The organism is Caballeronia sp. LZ062 (assembly GCF_031450785.1).
Classification (GTDB): domain Bacteria; phylum Pseudomonadota; class Gammaproteobacteria; order Burkholderiales; family Burkholderiaceae; genus Caballeronia.
In genome coordinates, this window is sequence record NZ_JARTWB010000002.1 from 303,495 (window position 1) to 321,524 (window position 18,030).

The 18,030-nt window shown below is 65.1% G+C and carries 16 protein-coding genes; 6 read left to right on the forward strand and 10 right to left on the reverse strand.

The annotated features are described in order from the left end of the window. Positions 1-11 precede the first annotated feature (11 nt). The 3 genes from xdhA to xdhC are packed head-to-tail and all read left to right on the forward strand — an operon-like array spanning position 12 to position 4,408. Positions 12-1,526 (forward strand): xanthine dehydrogenase small subunit, encoded by a 1,515-nt coding sequence (xdhA, locus tag P9239_RS07480; protein ID WP_309749877.1) that lies wholly within the window; start codon positions 12-14, stop codon positions 1,524-1,526. A 12-nt stretch (positions 1,527-1,538) separates the two neighbouring features. Beyond that, on the forward strand, positions 1,539-3,902 hold the full coding sequence (gene xdhB, locus P9239_RS07485) for a xanthine dehydrogenase molybdopterin binding subunit (protein WP_309749878.1): 2,364 nt from the start codon (positions 1,539-1,541) through the stop codon (positions 3,900-3,902). Then, positions 3,902-4,408 (forward strand): xanthine dehydrogenase accessory protein XdhC, encoded by a 507-nt coding sequence (gene xdhC / locus P9239_RS07490; protein ID WP_309753929.1) that lies wholly within the window; start codon positions 3,902-3,904, stop codon positions 4,406-4,408. The genes xdhB and xdhC overlap by 1 nt, the downstream gene beginning before the upstream one ends. 7 nt (positions 4,409-4,415) lie before the next feature. On the opposite strand, the gene P9239_RS07495 is transcribed toward xdhC, so the two are convergent. The 4 genes from P9239_RS07495 to P9239_RS07510 all read right to left on the reverse strand — a co-directional run bounded on the left by P9239_RS07495 (position 4,416) and on the right by P9239_RS07510 (position 8,791). Next, entirely contained in the window at positions 4,416-5,333 is a 918-nt protein-coding gene (locus P9239_RS07495; protein ID WP_309749879.1) for an AraC family transcriptional regulator, read from the reverse strand. A 12-nt stretch (positions 5,334-5,345) separates the two neighbouring features. Further along, the gene (locus P9239_RS07500) at positions 5,346-6,314 is read right to left on the reverse strand and encodes a LysR family transcriptional regulator (protein WP_309749880.1); all 969 of its coding nucleotides are present in this window, start codon (positions 6,312-6,314) and stop codon (positions 5,346-5,348) included. Positions 6,315-6,491: 177 nt separating this feature from the next. Continuing rightward, on the reverse strand, positions 6,492-7,172 hold the full coding sequence (locus P9239_RS07505) for a 2-hydroxychromene-2-carboxylate isomerase (RefSeq protein WP_309749881.1): 681 nt from the start codon (positions 7,170-7,172) through the stop codon (positions 6,492-6,494). Between the two features lie 182 nt (positions 7,173-7,354). Then, complete coding sequence (locus tag P9239_RS07510; RefSeq protein WP_309749882.1) at positions 7,355-8,791, reverse strand: TAXI family TRAP transporter solute-binding subunit; 1,437 nt, start codon at positions 8,789-8,791, stop codon at positions 7,355-7,357. A 530-nt stretch (positions 8,792-9,321) separates the two neighbouring features. Here P9239_RS07510 and P9239_RS07515 point away from each other — a divergent pair. Next, positions 9,322-9,696, forward strand: a complete 375-nt coding sequence (locus P9239_RS07515; RefSeq protein WP_309749883.1) for a BON domain-containing protein — start codon at positions 9,322-9,324, stop codon at positions 9,694-9,696. A gap of 425 nt (positions 9,697-10,121) precedes the next feature. Here P9239_RS07515 and P9239_RS07520 read toward each other — a convergent pair whose 3' ends face one another. Together P9239_RS07520 and P9239_RS07525 are read right to left on the reverse strand one after the other, a co-directional pair. Continuing rightward, positions 10,122-10,892, reverse strand: a complete 771-nt coding sequence (locus tag P9239_RS07520; RefSeq protein ID WP_309749884.1) for a DUF2242 domain-containing protein — start codon at positions 10,890-10,892, stop codon at positions 10,122-10,124. A gap of 212 nt (positions 10,893-11,104) precedes the next feature. Beyond that, a complete protein-coding gene (locus tag P9239_RS07525) occupies positions 11,105-11,422 on the reverse strand; it encodes a DUF4148 domain-containing protein (RefSeq protein ID WP_309749885.1) in 318 nt (105 codons plus the stop codon). A 476-nt stretch (positions 11,423-11,898) separates the two neighbouring features. Here P9239_RS07525 and P9239_RS07530 point away from each other — a divergent pair, with 476 nt between their 5' ends. Then, positions 11,899-13,533 carry a hypothetical protein gene (locus P9239_RS07530; protein ID WP_309749886.1) on the forward strand — a complete coding sequence of 545 codons (1,635 nt, stop codon included), beginning with the start codon at positions 11,899-11,901 and terminating at the stop codon, positions 13,531-13,533. A 146-nt stretch (positions 13,534-13,679) separates the two neighbouring features. Here the strand turns inward: P9239_RS07530 and P9239_RS07535 are convergent, their stop codons facing one another. The 3 genes from P9239_RS07535 to P9239_RS07545 form a co-directional block, all read right to left on the reverse strand. Continuing rightward, positions 13,680-14,732, reverse strand: coding sequence for a PHB depolymerase family esterase (locus P9239_RS07535; RefSeq protein WP_309749887.1), 1,053 nt, complete (start codon positions 14,730-14,732; stop codon positions 13,680-13,682). Positions 14,733-14,772: 40 nt separating this feature from the next. Continuing rightward, positions 14,773-15,195 (reverse strand): CopG family transcriptional regulator, encoded by a 423-nt coding sequence (locus P9239_RS07540; protein WP_309749888.1) that lies wholly within the window; start codon positions 15,193-15,195, stop codon positions 14,773-14,775. 131 nt (positions 15,196-15,326) lie between these two features. Continuing rightward, complete coding sequence (locus P9239_RS07545) at positions 15,327-16,034, reverse strand: SDR family oxidoreductase (RefSeq protein WP_309749889.1); 708 nt, start codon at positions 16,032-16,034, stop codon at positions 15,327-15,329. 107 nt (positions 16,035-16,141) lie between these two features. Here P9239_RS07545 and P9239_RS07550 point away from each other — a divergent pair, with 107 nt between their 5' ends. Then, the gene (locus P9239_RS07550; protein ID WP_309749890.1) at positions 16,142-17,038 is read left to right on the forward strand and encodes a LysR family transcriptional regulator; all 897 of its coding nucleotides are present in this window, start codon (positions 16,142-16,144) and stop codon (positions 17,036-17,038) included. A 96-nt stretch (positions 17,039-17,134) separates the two neighbouring features. Here the strand turns inward: P9239_RS07550 and P9239_RS07555 are convergent, their stop codons facing one another. Beyond that, positions 17,135-17,983, reverse strand: a complete 849-nt coding sequence (locus P9239_RS07555; protein ID WP_309749891.1) for an IclR family transcriptional regulator — start codon at positions 17,981-17,983, stop codon at positions 17,135-17,137. Between the last annotated feature and the right edge of the window lie 47 nt (positions 17,984-18,030).

The window sequence follows — 18,030 nt, forward strand, 5'->3', positions numbered from 1 at the left end:
AGACATTCGTCATGACCCAGCCGATTCGCTTTTATCACCGCAACGCGATCCGCGAAGTGAGCGGCGCGTCGCCCACGCGCACCGTCCTTCAATATCTGCGTGAAGACGCGCGCTGCACCGGCACCAAGGAAGGCTGCGCGGAAGGCGACTGCGGCGCGTGCACGGTCGTCGTCGGGGAGCCGGACGGCGCGGGCGGCGTCGCGTTCAAGGCGGTCAACGCGTGCGTGCAGTTCCTGCCGACGCTCGATGGCCGCGCGCTCTTCACCGTCGAAGACCTGCGCCAGCCCGACGGCTCGCTGCATCCGGTGCAGCAGGCGCTCGTCGATTGCCACGGATCGCAGTGCGGCTTCTGCACGCCGGGCTTCGCCATGTCGATGTTCGCGCTCTACGAGAAGCACGGTCACGCGACCACCGGCTGCGCGCACCGCACGATGCCTTCGCGCGAGGAAATCAGCAACGCGCTGACCGGCAACCTGTGCCGCTGCACGGGCTACCGGCCGATCATCGACGCGGCCGAGCGCATGTTCGATCACGCGCCGCTTGCGCCCGTCGATGTGCAGTCGCTCGCGCGTACTTTGGGCACGCTGGCCCGCGACGACACCTTCCACTACGAGCACGCCGGCCGCCAGTTCGACGCGCCGCGCACGGTCGAAGCGCTCGCGAAGATCAAGGCCGAGAAGCCGGACGCGCGGATTCTCGCGGGCAGCACGGATGTCGGCCTGTGGGTGACGAAGCAATTGCGCGATATCGGCGACATCGTTTATGTCGGGCAGATCGATGCGTTCAAGCGCGTCGAGACGACCGACGAGTGGATCGAGATCGGCGCGGGCGTGAGCGTCGAGCGCGCGTATGCGGAACTCGCGAAGACGTATCCGGAGCTCGAAGAGATGTGGCAGCGGTTCGCGTCGCTGCCGATCCGCAACGCCGGCACGCTCGGCGGCAACGTGGCGAACGGCTCGCCCATCGGCGATTCGATGCCGGGGCTCATCGCGCTGAACGCGCGCGTCGTGCTGGCGAGCATCGACGGCACGCGGGAAATCCCGCTCGAAGACCTGTACCTCGCGTATCAGAAGAAGGACATGGCCGAGCACGAATTCGTCGCGGCGGTGCGCGTGCCGACGCGCACGGGCGCACGCGCGAATCTGCGCTTCCGGACCTACAAGCTGTCCAAACGCTTCGACTCCGACATCTCCGCCGTGTGCGCCGCGTTCGCGTATATCGCGGACGGCGACGTGATCCGCGAGCCGCGCATCGCGTTCGGCGGCATGGCCGCGACGCCCAAGCGCGCCGCCCGCGCCGAAGCCGCGCTCGCCGATGCGCACTGGCACGAAGCCACGGCGCAGGCCGCGATGCGCGCGCTCGGCGAGGACTACGCGCCGCTCACCGACATGCGCGCGAGCAGCAGCTATCGGCTGGAGACGGCGAAGAGCCTGCTGTACCGCTTCTGGCTGGAGACGCGCCCGCACAATCCGCTGGCGAAATCGAAGCTGGATGTGCGCGCGATCGAACTCGTCGAAGCGAAATAAGGACACACGAACATGAATCAGCAAGCCGAAGCCTTTCTCGCCGACGCGCAGTCTCTCGTCAACGATGCCGACGCGTTCAGGCAAGTCCACGTCTCGCGGCCGCATGAATCCGCGCATCTGCATGTGAGCGGCCGCGCGAGCTACACCGACGACATTCCGCCCGTCGCGGGCACGCTGCACGCCGCGCTTGGCCTGAGCCCGAAGGCGCACGCGAAGATCGTGTCGATGAACTTCGACGCGGTGCGCGCGACGCCGGGCGTCGTCGCCGTCTTCACCGCCGACGACATTCCCGGCGTGAACGACTGCGGCCCGATCATCCACGACGATCCGATTCTCGCGCCGGGCGTCGTGCAGTACGTCGGCCAGCCGATGTTCATCGTGGTCGCGACGTCGCACGACACGGCGCGGCTCGCGGCGCGGCGCGCGTCGATCGAATTCGAAGACTTGCCCGCCGTGCTCACCGCCGAAGAGGCGCGCCGCGCCGAATCGTACGTGCTCAATCCGCTGAAGCTCGCGCGCGGCGATGCAGACGGCGCGATGTCGAAGGCCGCGCACCACGAACGCGGCGCGATGAAGCTCGGCGGCCAGGAGCAGTTCTATCTCGAAGGCCAGATTGCGTATGCCGTGCCGAAAGACGACGACGGCATGCACGTCTACTGTTCGACGCAGCATCCGACGGAAATGCAGCATCTCGTCGCGCACGTGCTCGGCGTGCATTCGCACAACGTGCTCGTCGAATGCCGGCGCATGGGCGGCGGATTCGGCGGCAAGGAATCGCAGTCGGGCATCTTCGCGTGCTGCGCGTCGCTCGCCGCGTGGAAGCTGTTGTGTCCGGTGAAGCTGCGCCCCGACCGCGACGACGACATGATGATTACCGGCAAGCGTCACGACTTCGTGTACGACTTCGAAGTCGGCTACGACAACGAAGGCGTGATCGAAGGCGTCGCCGTCGACATGACCTCGCGCTGCGGTTTTTCCGCCGATCTTTCCGGCCCGGTGATGACGCGCGCCGTCTGCCACTTCGACAACGCGTACTGGCTGCCGAACGTCGCGATCGAAGGCTATTGCGGCAAGACCAACACGCAGTCGAACACCGCGTTTCGCGGCTTCGGCGGGCCGCAGGGCGCGTTCGCGATCGAATACATCATGGACAACATCGCGCGTTCGGTGGGCCGCGATCCGCTCGATGTCCGCATCGCGAATCTGTACGGCAAGACCGAGAACAACCGCACGCCGTATGGCCAGACGGTCGAGGACAACGTGCTGCACGAGCTCATCGGCGAACTGTCCGCGACGAGCGACTATCGCCGCCGCCGCGAAGCCGTGCGCGAGTTCAACGCGAACAACGAGATTCTGAAGAAGGGACTCGCGCTGACGCCCGTGAAGTTCGGCATCGCGTTCAATGTCACGCATTTCAATCAGGCGGGCGCGCTCGTCCACATTTATACCGATGGCTCGATTCTCGTGAACCACGGCGGCACGGAAATGGGCCAGGGCCTGAACACGAAGGTGGCGCAGGTCGTCGCGCATGAACTCGGCATCGACTTCGGCCGCGTGCGCGTGACGGCGACGGACACGAGCAAGGTCGCCAATACGTCGGCGACGGCGGCATCGACCGGAACCGATCTCAACGGCAAGGCCGCGCAGGACGCCGCGCGTCAATTGCGCGAGCGGCTCGCGACGTTCGCGGCGGAGAAGTTCGGCGCGGGCGCGGTGCTGGCGGCGAGCGTGCGCTTTGCTAACGACCGCGTGATTGTCGGCGACGACGCGATTCCGTTCGGCGAAGTCGTCGCGAAAGCGTATCTCGCGCGCGTGCAACTGTGGTCCGACGGCTTTTACGCGACGCCCAAGCTCTACTGGGATCAGGCGACGATGCAGGGCCGCCCGTTCTATTACTACTCCTACGGCGCGGCCGTCTCGGAAGTGGTGATCGACACGCTCACCGGCGAAATGCGCGTGCTGCGCGCGGATGCACTGCATGACGTGGGCGCGTCGCTGAATCCGGCGCTCGACATCGGGCAAGTGGAAGGCGCGTTCGTGCAGGGCATGGGCTGGCTCACGACGGAAGAACTCTGGTGGAACAAGGACGGCAAGCTGATGACGCACGCGCCGTCCACCTACAAGATTCCGACGGTCAACGACATGCCCGCCGATTTTCGCGTGTCGCTCTTCAAGAATCGCAACGCGGAGGACAGCATTCATCGCTCGAAGGCCGTGGGCGAGCCACCGCTGCTGCTGCCGTTCTCGGTGTTTTTCGCGATCCGCGATGCGGTGTCGGCGGTCGGCGATCACAAGGTGAATCCGCCGCTGAACGCGCCCGCGACGTCCGAAGAGATTCTGCGTGCGGTCAACGCAGTGAGGAGCGCGCGGTCATGATGCTGCACGTCGTCGTGTTCGGCGCGGGCCACGTCGGCCATGCGCTCGTGAAGGTGCTGGGCGCGCTGCCGTGCGTCGTCCAATGGGTCGATGCGCGCGACGAGCTTTTTCCGGACGAAGTGCCCGCGAACGTGCAGATCGAAGCGACGGATCTGCCGGACGCGATCGTCGATGAAGCGCCCGCCGGGGCGTATTTCATCGTGATGACGCACGATCATTCGCTCGACTTCGCGCTTACGCAGCGCATCATGCGACGCGACGACTTCGCGTATTTCGGGCTGATCGGCTCGAAGACGAAGCGCGTGAAGTTCGAGCGGCGATTGATGGAACGCGGCTTGGCTGCTGAACGGCTCGTCGAGATGACGTGCCCGATTGGGGTCGAAGGTATCGTGGATAAAGCGCCGGCGTCGATTGCGCTGGCGGTGGCGGCGGAGGTGTTGCGGGTGCGGGAAGGGCGGGCGCGGTCGAATGTTTCGGTGCCGGGCGCGAAACGCGTGATCGCTTAAGCGCCTCTTACGCCCCCAACCCCCGCTCCGCCCGAAACCTTCCCGGCGCGACGCCATACACTTCTTTGAACCGCTTGCTGAACGCCGCTTCCGACTGATAGCCGACGTCCGCCGCCACATCCGCGATGCTCTTCTTGGTGTGGGTGAGCATGGTGCTCGCGAGTTGCATCCGGACATGTCCCAACAGCGCGAGCGGCGAGCTTTCCGAATGCGCCGAGAACGCGCGCATGAACGTGGCGCGCGACATCGCCGCTTCCTTCGCGAGCATTTCGAGCGTCCACGGATCGGCGGGGCGTTCGAGCATTGCGATCACCGATGCGCCCAGTCGCCGGTTCGAAAGCAGCCCCAGCACGCCCGAAAGCGACGGCTGCTCGGCAAGCCACGCTCGCAGGACCATTGTGAACAGCGCGGTCGAGAGCGCCGCGACAATCGACGGCGCGCCGAGCTGCGCTTCCTCCGCTTCGCGACGCATCGCCGCGACGAGCGGGCCCAGATACGGCGCCGACGCGCGCGTGAACGACACATGCACCGCGTCGGGCAACACGTCGATCAAAAGCGCGCGCGGAGCATAGGTGAAGCGTCCGCACAGCAAGTCCACCGCCGGCTGCGCTTCGCCGCAATTGCTGCGCACCGTGACCGCGCCGTTGTCGCGCGCTTGCAGGTCGCCGGGGCGTGCGTCGCCATCGGCCACGTGAAGCACGTGTGCATCGCCACGCGGCAGGAGCAGGATATCGCCCGCTTTCAAGTCGATGGCCGCGCGGCCTTCGCGTGACACCGTGCACGCGCCGTCCAGCACGACGTGATAGGCGGCCTCACCGGCCGGCGCCGGCGCGTGATCCACTTCCAGCGGGCCGCGCAAAAGACAACGCAAATCGAGCGCGCCGGAAAGCTGCGCGAGTTGAATCAACCGGTCGAGAGCGTCCATGCGTTGAGCCCGTTATTTGGCGACGGCCGCGGCGAAGTCACGCACCGGCGCGGTCTTTCGGCCGATGAGCGAGTCGGATACGCGCGACATCAGCGCGCACAGCCACGCCACATCGGTCGATTGATCCGACTGCGGCTGCGACAGCCGATAGCACTTGATGCGCGGAAACGGCACCGGCGAATCCAGCACGGCGAGCGGCAGCATCGCCGCATAGTGCTGCGCGAAGCGGCGCGGCGCGGTGAAGATGAGGTCGGACTGCAACAGCACCTGCGGCACGAGACCAAAATACGGGATCGTCGTGACAATTCTCCGGCGAATGCCCGCCCGCGCGAGCCCGATATCGATCGGATGACGCTTCGCGCCGCTGTACGGCGTGGGCGCGAGATGCGCGGCGAGCGCGTAGCGTTCGACGGTCAGCGGCTCGCGCGCGAGCGGGTGATCCGCGCGCATCAGGCAGACGAACACATCGGAGAAGAGGTCCTGCCGCTCGAAGCGCGGCTCGGGCTTCGTCCAGTTCGCGACCATCAGGTCGATCTCGCCTTCGTCGAGCGCGCGTTCGTGATCGCGCATCGGGTTCAGCGATTCGATTTCGAGGCGCGCATTGGGCGCGGCGTCGCGAAACGCGGCGACGAGCGTCGGCATGAAGAAGTCGTTCAGATAGTCCGGCGCGGCGAGCCGGAACGTGCGGCGCGAACTCGCGGGGTCGAAATCGCCGTGCGGCGTCGCGACGAACTCCACTTCGCGCAGCGCGCGTTGCGCGGGCGCGAGCAGCGTCTCGCCGTATTCGGTCGGCACCATGCCCTGCTTGCCGCGCACGAGAATCGGATCGTTCAGGATTTCGCGCAGGCGGCGCAGCGCGGTGCTGATGGCCGGCTGCGTCTGGTTCAGGCGTTGCGCGGTCTGCGTGACGCTGCGCTCGAGGAGCAGCGTGCGCAGAACACGAATGAGCCAGATGTCGAGGGAATCGGCGGGTTCGTTCATGGGCTTTGCGTGGGACCGGAGGCCTGAGCGCCGCGTCCGGTGAGGCGGGCAACGGTCGAGAAGAGACGGCGCGTGCGCCGCCCCCAACCGAAGTTAAACCCGTTCCGATTTTTCACGCCATAGCGCACGCCCTATGCGCGGCATAGGCGGGCGTCGCTCGCCGTTCGGCCGTCCGATTCAGCCGCCGATTTCCGCCGTGTCGTCCGGATCGGCTTCGGGGCGCGCCATCGGCAGCGTGCTGATGCGCTTGACCTCGGCCGCTTCGAGCCAGTTCGGAGAGCGGGCGACGTACAGCACCATCGGCAGCGTGTCTTCGCCCCAGAAGATCTGGTCGTTCACGACGAAAGTCGGCACGCCGAACACGCCCATCGCGACGGCGCGGTCGTTGTTGTCGCGCAGCTTCGCCTTGAGATCCTCGTCGTCGATGCGCGATTCCGCTTCCGGCATGCCCACTTGCTCACACAGCGCGCGAAAGCCTTCGGGCGACGACGGATCGCGCCCTTCGCGCCAGATGAAGCGGAAAATGTCGCGCACCACGGTGATGTCGCTGTCGGCCAGCACGGCAAGGCGCAGCGCTTTCACCGGATCGAACGGATGCGCGGGCGGCATGCGAAACGGAATGCCGAGCTGTTCCGCGCGAAAGAGCGCGTGGCGATACGTGAACACCCGCTTCGTCGGAATGGTGGCCGCGTGCGGCTGCTTCCAGCGGTCGAGGAGCTTGAGCAACTGCACCGGCACGAATTCGAACGGCATGTCCGGCCATTTGTCGTGCTGCTCGAGGAGCAGATACGAAAACGGCGAGATGAAATCGAAGAAAAAGTACGGGCGACCGTCTGCGGTCGAAAGCGGGGCACTCATTTCGTTTCTCCTTTTGGCGCGCTCGCGCTGGCCTCGTCGTTCGCTAAGCTCGCTTGGCTTCCTTCCGGTTGCCGCGGCGCTTGCGCGGTCCGGCTTTCGCCGGCTGGCGCCGTGTCCTGCATCCGGTGCGGCGAACGTGCGCCGCGTGTTCCGACCGCTTATCGCAATCGAATCATTCGATATTACGTGTTGCGCTGCTCCGTGTCTGCACGCGACGCGGCCGCATCCCGCAAAGGCGCTTGCGCGCTCGCGCCCGCCTCGGCCGCGAGCCGTTCGCGCACGAATCCGATGTGCTCGCGCAACACGTAGAACTGGTCTGCGAACGCGAGCGGCATCTTCATCCGGTTGACCGCCGATTCGATCGCGTCGATGCGGTCGAGCAGGGCGTCGCGCTGCGCGGTGTCGGGGCCGCTGATCGCTTCCCGTTCGATTGCAATCAGCGCGCCATACCAGCGATAGATGCGCGACTTGACGCGCCAGCGATACAGCCCCGGCACGAGCCGCAGCGCCGGAATCAGCACCACGACGAGCGGCACGAGCACGACGAGCACGCGATCCGCGAGACTCGCGATCCAGAACGGCAAAACGCGGTACAGAAAACTCTTGCCGGACTTGTAATAACGCTCGGCGTTGTCGCTGATGCGGAAGTCGTGCGCGAGCGGCGCGGGAAATTCGTTCGCGCGCTGCAACACGTTCGCGCGGCTGTGGACTTCGCGCGCGGCCTCGATCAGCAGGTCCGACAGCGCGGGATGCAGGCTGTCGCGCGCGACGAGTTCCGCCGTCGGGGCGATCATGTGGACCGGACGCGGCGGCAGGTTGTTGGCGAAGTCGAATGCGCCCATCGGCAATTCGATTTCCGTGAGGTAGGGGAAGCGCCGCGCGTAGGCGTCGGCCTGAGCGAAGTCCATGAAGCGCACGCCCGGCGTGCGCAAGAGCTTTGCCATGGTCGGCGGCTGCGCGGAATCGCCTGCGAGGAAGGCGGCGTCGATTTGGCCGTTTTCGAGCGCCTTGGCCGCGGCGTCGCCCGAAAGCGGCAGCAGCGATGTGTCGCCGCCCGGCTCGATGCCGTTCGCTTTCAGGAGCGTCAGCGCGAGCGCGCGGGCGCCGCTGCCTTCCGCGCCGACGGCGAGCCGTTTGCCCTTGAACTCGGACAGCCGCGAAACCACCGCGCCGCGATAAAACACGGCGAGCGGCACATACGCGACACTGCCGAGCGATTCGAGATCGTCGGGCGCCGTGCCCGGCGGAGTCATGCCGCTCTGCACGAAACCGACGTCGACGCCGGAATCCGGCTTCGTGAGGCGGTTGAGGTTGTCGAGCGAGCCCTGCGTTTCCAGCACGTTGAGCGTCACGCGGTTGCGCGCGAGAATCGCCTTGTACTTTTGCGCGCTGTTCCAGAAGGTACTGCCCTTCGGCCCGGCCGCGATGGTGAGCGTGCTGGGCGGCGCGGGCTGAATCAGCCGGATCGCGAGGTAAAGCGCGGCGATCGCCACGATGAGAATCGGGCCGAACGTGAGCGCCAGGTCGCGCCACGACACGGCGACGAACCGCGCGACGATCCTCGGTTGCGGCCTGCGTCGGGAGCGTTCCTTCGGGGAATTGCCATCTGCTTGAGTCATCGGGGTGCGATCTGTCAACTTCGTGGCCGAAGCTTACCCGAACGCGCGGTGCGAATAGCTCGCGGACGGTGACGTCGCCTCGCAGCGTCGACTGCGCGATGCGTGTGACACGCGTATGTAGGCGTTTGCAGGCGCTCGGCGTCGCTTAAATGCTTTGCGCTAATGGCCGCGCTGGGCTAAATTGACGTTCGCCGCCGCGCGGCAAGGACTTCGCGTCCGAAACCCGTTATTTGGGTTGTTTTGACAGGCGCCGCGAACGCGCCGTGCGGCAGGACAACACATAAACGAGCCGACGGGTCTTTCTGCCCGATCAACGGCCGAGTTCGTTTCTTCGCCAGCCTCTCGCAGCATTGCATGACAGCATCCGCGGCACGTGCGCCGGCGGTTGTCGGCCCGTTCGGGCTGCCGGCCGCACGGCCACGGGCATGCGCGGTGCCGTACGCCTTGAGCTGGACGACCGTCCAGCTTGAAGTGCAAACGAGCGAAGCAGCAACTGTGCGAAGTCAACAAGCGAAACAAAAGGAGAAACCATGAAAGTTGTCGATATGTTGAAGGCGCTGGGCGTCGTGGTGTGCGTGGCGGTCGCGTCGAGCGCCTATGCGCAGTCGAGCGATGCGGCGGCGACCACCAGTACCGAATCCGCCGCGCCGACCAAGGCGCAAAAGTCCGCGACCAAGAAGACGGATCGCAAGCTCGGCTACGCCGTGCGCCGCGCGCTGTCGAAGGCGCAGGGCTTCGATGTGTCGAATGTGTACGTCCGCGCACGCGGCGGCGCGGTCACGCTGACCGGCACCGTGCCGGAAGGCGCGCAGATCTCGCAGGCCGAAGAAGTGGCGAAGGGCGTTTCGGGCGTGCAGTCGGTATCGAACAAGCTCACGCTGAGCCCGCAGAACGGCGGGAAGTAAGCGGCAGGCCCCAGCCGGTTCAGGCGAGGCACGCGAACGGGCTCCGGCTTAGGCCGGAGCCCGTTTTGTTTTGCGGGGGCAAATGGTCGTCGCGTTGCGTGCGGCGGTTCGCGGTGTGCCGCTTGGCGCCGATGCATCGGGCGTCGCCGGTTGGATGTCCGAGTCGGGCGCATTCGTTGTGGCGTCTTCGACACCGCCGACGCGCCGCGTCATAACGGTGCGCCGGGCGATGCACTTCGCGCCACGCTTTGCTTCGGTTGCGGCCGTGGACCAGTGCGGCACCGCCGTCGCCGTGCACGCGGTAATGTCGCGCGACGCCATACGTTATCGGTTGTGCCGCGCTCTTGCGGGCGGCTGTGCCTGCGAAGCCGGCGAGGCTCGCTTCGGCCGCCGTGGGGCCGTTAGTCCGCCGACTCAGCGTCCGATCAATGCAACACCGCCGACGCCGCCACTGGCGCGGACGCCGTCACCGCATTGGCAGCGGCCTGCGCCTCCTGCTTCGAGGCGGCGGCGGCCTCCGGCGTCTGGATTGCGGTCGCGGCTGCGGCGGGCGCCTGCACGACGATAGGCGTGGGCGTCAGCTCTGGCGAAGCGACGATCAGCGAGGGCGCGAGCGGCTTGCTCTCGACTTCATCGGACGCAATGGGCGAACTGCGCGGCACCGTCGAGAGATAGTGGCCCATCAAGCCGAAGAAGCGGTCATAGAACTTGCCGGCCGGCACGGTCTCGCTGGAAATCTTGACCATCGCGTCGCTATTCGAGCGGATCGGCAGCGAAAGCGAGCCGAGCACGCTCAGGCCGACGCTCGCGGACGTATCGCTCTTTTTGAGGGCATAGCCGTCCTGTACCGCGTTCACGTAGGCAATGCTCTGGTTCATCGCGTTCTCGCCGGGCGTGCAGACGACGTGGAACGAGACGACCACGTGCGTCTCGGCGGACGGCTGGAAGTTTTTGGTGGCATCGACGCTGTCGGCCTGCGCCATCGTCGTCAGAAAGCCCTGCGACAGCAGCGCGCGGCGTGCCGCCTCGCAGGTTTCCTTGACGGTGGCGTCGAAGTTATGCGCGTAGGGGCTCGCGCCGGTGTTGAAAAGCTCCTGCTGATAGCTGGGCGTGGTGGCGGCGCGGCCGCCGCAGGCAGCAAGCGCGAGAAGACCCAGGGAAACGAAAGCAAGGCGCAACGACGACGGGATAAGCATGGCAGGCGGCAAGGCGAAATGTGTGACAACGCGGACACAGATTGTAGTGCGGTCTGAGCCTCCGGTGAAAAATAGGAATCCGAAAACGTCGAATAATCCGAGGCTTACAGTGAGATGACCATTCGAAAGGCGTTCGCAGTCATGCCTCGACAGGCGGTTGCGAATGCAAAAAAGCCCGGCACGGGCCGGGCTTCGCTTGCAGAAACTGCCGCTTACGGGCGATTGAAATCGACCGGATTGACGTCGATCACCGCGCGATTGGCGCGGCCCGACGCTGACGCGCCCTCGGCCGAGCCGCCGAACGAGCTGGCCGCGACGCCTTGCGTAGCGTTGAGGCGAGCCTCGGCGGCCTGAATGTTGGCCGGGTAGGTGGTTTGATCGCTGGCGGGGTTGTAGCCTGCGCGCTGCAACTCAACCAGCTGGGCCTTCACTTCGGCGCGGGTCAGCGCGCCGTTCTCGTCCGCATGGGCGAACGCCGGAGCGGCAAGCGCGGAAGCGATGACAATAGCGGGAACGATGGACTTGAACATGATGAACCTCCGAATCTCGATTGAGCGGAACGTCGCAGGAGGCTGGAAATCGGCACTGCTTCGTCGTTGAAAAGCAGTGTAGTTCCCCTGGACATAGGTATAAACCCTAGTTCGGCCAAGTCACTTTTGATGAATCAGCATTAATCGGCTCTATCGATTGTTCGGACTCGATTGGCGTGTCCGGTCGGCCGAGCGCGGCGATCTCGGCAACTGCGCCCGCCGAACCTTGCATATTTTTTTTCGCACTTTGCGCGTAGTATCGTCGTGGAGCGAGTGGTGCCGGATTGCGCCTAATGTCCGATCAATAGCCGCTGCACGTGCTTAGTGATGCAGATTGAAGCCCGTCGGGTTCATCTCCGACGTTCGATCCACGCAGCTTCAGCAATGAGAACTTCGCCCATGACGACGTTCGATCTCATCTCACCGCCCGGCGACCACGCGCGGACCGCCAGCGGCCTGTCCGTCGAGCAAAGTCTATGAACGCCCCCGTCGATCGCTCCGCACGGCCGAGTGCGAATGTCGAGCCGGCGTCCGCAAGCGCACCGCTATCGCACGTCGGTCCGCAGGCCGGTCCGCTCGCCGCCATACTGCCGCGCGTGCTTTTCATCGTGACCGTCTTGTATGGCGGAGCGTTGTTCTGGATCGCGCCGCGTCCGCCGCTTGCCGACTTGCCGCAACACGCGGGGCAGGTCATGTTGCTGCGCGACCTGCTGGAACACGCGTCGCCGTGGCAGAACCTCGTGCAGCTCAATCTGCTGACGCCGTATCTCATCGGCTACGGCCTCGCACTACCGCTCACGTATCTGATGCCCGTCGCCGCCGCGCTCAAGTGCCTGATGACGCTCGCGTACTTCGGGTTCGTGGCGTCGTGCGTCGGCTTTCGGCGGCATCTGCATGGCGATGCGCGGCTCGACTGGCTCTTCGTGCCGGGATGCTTCGGCTTCGCCTTCGAATGGGGTTTCTATACGTTCCTGGTCGCGGCGCCGCTCGGCATCTTGTTCATCTGGCTCACGTACGGTTACGCGACGGCGTTGTCGGTGAAGAAGGGGCTTGCGATCGCCGTTGCCGGCACCGTGCTGTTCTTCTGTCACGGGCTCGTGTTTCTCTTTGCGTGCGCGATAGGCGTCGGCTTCGTGCTCTTCAAGCAAAGGCCGCTCGCGCGCGGGGTGACGGCGCTCGCGCCGTTCGTGCCGCTCGGGCTGCTGTGCATCGCCTATGTGCTGCGCAGCCGCGCGACCGATCCGCTGCTGGGCCAGACGGTGCCTGACATCGTCGTGTTCAAGTGGGGCTGGAACCTGCACCGCGTGCTTTCGCTGCCGGTCTATGTGTGGGGCATGAGCAAGAGCGCGGCCGTATATCTGCCGCTCGTCGCGTTGATGTTCGCCGCGCCGTGGCTGTGGCGCGACAGGATCAATGCGGATCGCGCGGTGATCGTGCCGATGCTCGCCGTGACATTGGTCTGGTTCGTCGTGCCGGACGCCGCGCTCAAGACCGGCTTCCTGTATCACAGGTTTGCGCTGTTTCTGCTGCCCGCGTATGCGCTGATGTTTTGCGCGACGCAGCGATTAGCGAGCGGCAATCGCGCGCCGTCGTCGGTTTCCGCTTGGGACAAGGCGCGAGGCGTCGGTGTGCAAGCGGCGATCATCGCGGGATGCTGGATCTTTCTGACGGACCAGGCCGTCCGGCTGCATCGCTTCGCCGCCGAAAATGCGCCGCTCGACACCTTGCTCGCGCGCGCGGAGCCGGGTCAACGCGCGCTGAATCTCGTGTTCGACCGCGAGAGTCCGGCGTACGGCAGCCTCTCTGCCTATATGCATCAGGCGCTGTGGTACCAGGCGGAAAAGCACGGATTCGTGGATTTCAACTTTGCGACCTTCGTGCCGCAGATCGTGCGCTTCCGGCCGGGCATGCTGCCTTTGCAGCCACCGGCGATCGAAGGCGATCCTAGGCGCTTCGAGTGGACGAAGGATAACGGTCGCCAATATCGATACTTCTTCGTGCACAAGGTCGGCGCCTTGCCGGCGAGCTTCTTCGCCAACAAGGAATGCGATGTGGTTCTGGTGACGCAAGAGGGGGAATGGTCGCTTTATGAGCGGCGTAATTGTCGGTGAGGCGTGGGTCTGCTTGCGCCGCGCCGGTGCGCACGACTTCGCGTAGGTATTCGCATCGACGACGCCACCAGACGGCGGGCACCGAAGGCGCGAAGCCGTGAGCTCGCATCGCGCGCCGTGCGGAAAGACCGGCTTTGCTGGCGCGCTCAGTCCTTCGGATGCGCAAGAAAAAAACGCAACATCTCGGCGCTGGCGTCAGGCCCGCTCGGGTCGGTGTAAGTTCCGCGCGGGCTGCCGCCGGACCACGCGTGCGGTGCGCCGTGAAGCGTCCATAGCTCCGCGCGCACGCCATCGGGCGAAACGAAATGCTCGATCGTGTGCTCGCGCGCACCCGCGACGCGCCGTCCCGGACCGCTCGGATGCATCCCCTCGACGAGTCTGCGCGCGTTGGCGTAATGCACCGTGGCGTCGGCATCGCCGTGGAACACGATCAGCGGACAACGCGCCGCGCCCGACGATGCAGGCTTTCCTTCGCCGCCGCGCATGAGCGCGAGTGCGGACGGCAGATCGTGCGCGCGCCCCGCAGGAAGACCCGAGTGAACGCCCGCCGCCGCATAAAGATCGGGATAGCGTTGCGCCATGATCGCGGCCATTGCGCCGCCTGCCGACAATCCTGCGACGTAAACGCGCCTGGCGTCCACGTTGTGCGTCGCCATGATGTCGCGCGTGATGCCCGCGATGAGCGACGGCTCGCCCGTATCGCGCTGCTGGTCCGACGGCTTAAACCAGTTCCAGCATTTCGATGCATTCGCGCCTTGCGGCTGAACCGGATACGCGACGATGCACTGCTGCGTCTCGGCGAGCGCGTTCATCCGCGTGCCGGCGGCGAAATCGTCGGCGTTCTGCGTGCAGCCGTGCAGCATCACGACGAGCGGCAGCGGTTCATCGCGATAACCGCTCGGCACATACAGCTTGTACTCGCGCTGACCGGCGGCATTCGCGTAGCGGCGCGTGCTGAAATGCCCGCGATCTTCCACGTCGGCCTCGGGCGTTGCGCGAGGCGCGCGAGCGGGGGCCGTGAAGCGTTCCGTGAGGCCTGAGAGCCCGCTGCCGCGCGTTCCATGCGTAGCGGGTTCTGCGTGAGAGGGCTCGCCGCGCATCGCGCGCTTGACGACCTCCGTGGCGGCGTCGCTGCTGCCGTTCTGAAAGAGCTGAAAAGCCTCTTTCATCGAGTCGAGAAAACCTTCGTTCAGTTTCATGTCTTTTCCGATGTCGAAATCCGAGCCGGTCGAGCCGGCATCAGCGGATTCGATCTGCAAGCGCCGCCTTGACGGCGGGCGTTGCGTGAAGGGCACCTCGAATCAAAATGGATTCGATGGTGGCGAGTGCGAGTTCGGGCGAGACGTCGGCGGCGATGCTGGCGAGGCCCAGCACCTGAATCTTCAGCCGTTCGTTGGCCGCGCGTACCGCTTCGAGGTCCTGTTTCGAGAAGTACTGAAGCCCCAGCACGAGCGCACGCCGGGTCGCCGTTTCCCTGACGACGGACGCGTGCACCGCGAGCTGGTTGCGGATCGCCGTGCGGATCAAGTCGGTGCGGTTTGAGTAGAAGCCTTCTTCGACGAGCAGATCGATCTGGCCCAAGTCCACGGGGCCCAGGTTGATCGTGATCTTCTCGGTGTCGCCGGCTTTCGGGCGGGAAGTGTCTGGGAGTTGAGTCGCCATGCGCTAAAAATCCATCCTGTTGCCATCCATATGGATGGTTATAGGCTGGTTTCAATGGCGAGTCAATCGAAAGCGGAGGAGCGGCGGGGTGTCTGGCGCGAAAAGGGCGCCCGTTCGGCGCCCCAAAAAGGTCAACGACCGGCGATAAGGCCGCCATCGACGTGAAGGATCTCGCCCGTCGTAAAGGCGGCGTCCTCGAGATACAGCACTCCCCGGACGATATCCTCCACCTCGCCGAGCTTGTTCATGGGATGAAAGGCGGCCAGCTTCTCCACCATGGCCGGATCGTGCATCGGCGTGCGGATGACGCCCGGCGCCACGGCGTTCACGCGAATGCCGCGCGCGGCGTACTCGATCGCCATGCTCTTGGTCGCGGCGTTCATCCCGCCCTTCGTCAACATGGCGATGAAGGCGGGCGAGCGCGAACTGGCGAATTCCGCCGTCGACGCCGTGATCTGGACGACATGGCCGCTGCCCTGCTCGAGCATTACCGGTATGACTCGCTGGGTGGTAAAGAAAAAGCCGTCGAGGTTGGTCTTCACCTTGAGCCGGTAATCTTCTTCGGTATATTCGGTGAACGGCTTGCCGATGAAGATGCCCGCGTTGTTCACCAGCGTATCGATGCGGCCGAATCGGTCGAGAGCTGCCGCGACCAGACGCTTGCCCGTCTCGGGGTCGCCGATGTCGCCCGCGACGGTCACGAGGTCCGGATCGGCTGAAGGCTGAATCGAGCGCGACGTGGCGACAACGCCGTAGCCTCGGGCGCGGAAACCGTTGACGATGCCTTCGCCGATGCCCTGCGAAGCGCCGGTGACAATGGCTACTTTCTTCTGGCTCATGCTGTTTCTCCTGGCTGTTGAGTGAACCCGGATGCCGTTGACATCTCGCGGTATGGACAGCAGGTTATCGCTGGACTCGAGCAAAGAGGAGCCGCTATCCTCGCGCAATGACTGATAAAAAACGCACAGAACTCGACTGGCAGGACATGCGGATCTTTCTGGCGCTGGGGCGCTATCGGAGCCTCTCTGCTGCGGCCCGCGCGCTGCGGGTCAATCATGCGACCGTCGCGCGCCGCGTCCAGTCTCTCGAGGAGAGCGTCGGTCAGAAGCTCGTCGAGCGCCGGCCGGAAGGCTATGTGCTGACACCTGCGGGAAACCGTGCCTTGCAGGTTGCAGCAGAGATGGAGACCGCGGCGCAGACAATGAAGCATGCGCAGGCAAGCGATGGCGAGCTCAGTGTCCGGGGCCTGGTGCGCATAAATGCACCGCCCGCGCTATGTCAGGGTTTTCTCCTCGCCCGCCTCACGCAGATCACCGAGTCGTATCCCGGTATCGACATCGATGTTGCGACGAATCTTCGTTCCGTCAGTCTCGATCGTCACAAAGCGGATATCGCCGTGCGCGTAGGGCGCCTCGTCGACGCGGACCTTATCGCGAAGTCACTCGGTCGCATGGCGTTCGGCTTCTATGGCGCGACGGCGCAGTGCGAACGGGCCGAACGCGGAGAGGCACCCGTGTTCGTGAGTTTCAACGAGGAAAGCGCCGACATGCCGGGCACGGACTGGCTGACACAGCATTTCCCTCACTCGCGCGTTTCCTTTCGTGCCGAGAATCACATCTTGCAGGCGATCGCGGCGCGAGACGGTGCGGGTCTGGCGTTGCTTCCGCATTATCTGGCTCGGGGTCTGCCAGGACTCAGGCTGTGCGAGTTAGGACCGTTGCCTCCGCCGCGCGACATGTGGCTGCTCATACGCAGGCAGGACCGGAACGTGCCGACCATACGCGCGGTGATGCAGCACTTGGTCGAAGCATTCGAGGAGAGCGCAACGCTTTTCGACGCTTGAAGTTTCGGCGCGTTGGTGCGGCGGTCTTCGGGGGCCAGTCGGCACGGAATGGCGTGCGGTTCGGGCGGAACGCGTTCGCCACCCGCCACACCTTCCCTAATCGATCCGTCTGCGCGTCGAAATGGCCGAGGCCGTCGAGATGACGAGATCGGCGACGCGGCGTTCATCGCGGTCCGCCTTCCACCGCGAGCGCGCCACGGCGATGTTCACCGCGCCAATGCCGCGTCCGTGCGCGTTGGTGATCGCCGCAGCCGTCGAGATGTCGCTCACGAAGTATTCGTCCTCCGTGTGCGCGTAGCCCTGCTTGCGGATCTGCGTGATGCGCTCCTTGATCTTGCGCGGCTGATGCACCGTCGATGCCGTGTACTGCACGAGATTCGAGCGCGACAGAATATCGTCGATATCGCCGTCGTCGAGAGTCGCGAGAATGGCGAGGCCCGGCGCGGTGCAATAAGCCGGCAAGCGCGAGCCGGTGATCACATGCGCGTTGAACACGTTGCGGCTCACGATGCGCAAAACGAAGACAATATCCGTGTCGTCGAGCACGGTGAGGTTCGTCGCCTCTTCGGTCTCCGAGCCGAGTTGCTGAAGATAAGGCGTCGCGCGGCTCACGAGCTGATTGGACGTCAGATAGTGGTAAGTGAAGTCGAGCAGGCGCGGCGACAGCTCGTACTTGCGGCTGTCCGGGTCCTTGAAGAGATAGCCGAGCGCGCTGAGCGTATAGGTAAAGCGCTGCGTGGCGCTCATATCGAAGCCCGTCAGCGACGCGATCTCCGACAGCGACAGTTGCCGCTTGGTGCCGTCGAAGGCCGTGAGCACTTTCATCGCCTTTTCGACGGACTGCACATAGAGCGAAGATGCGCTCGGGTCCGCCGAATCACCGCCCGCCTTCTTTGCGGGCACTCGGCGCCTGCGCGTGGCTGTGGTCCTCGAATCGTCGCTCATCGCTCTCATGTCGTTCTGTGTGGATGGCGAATTATCACATGGCGCCA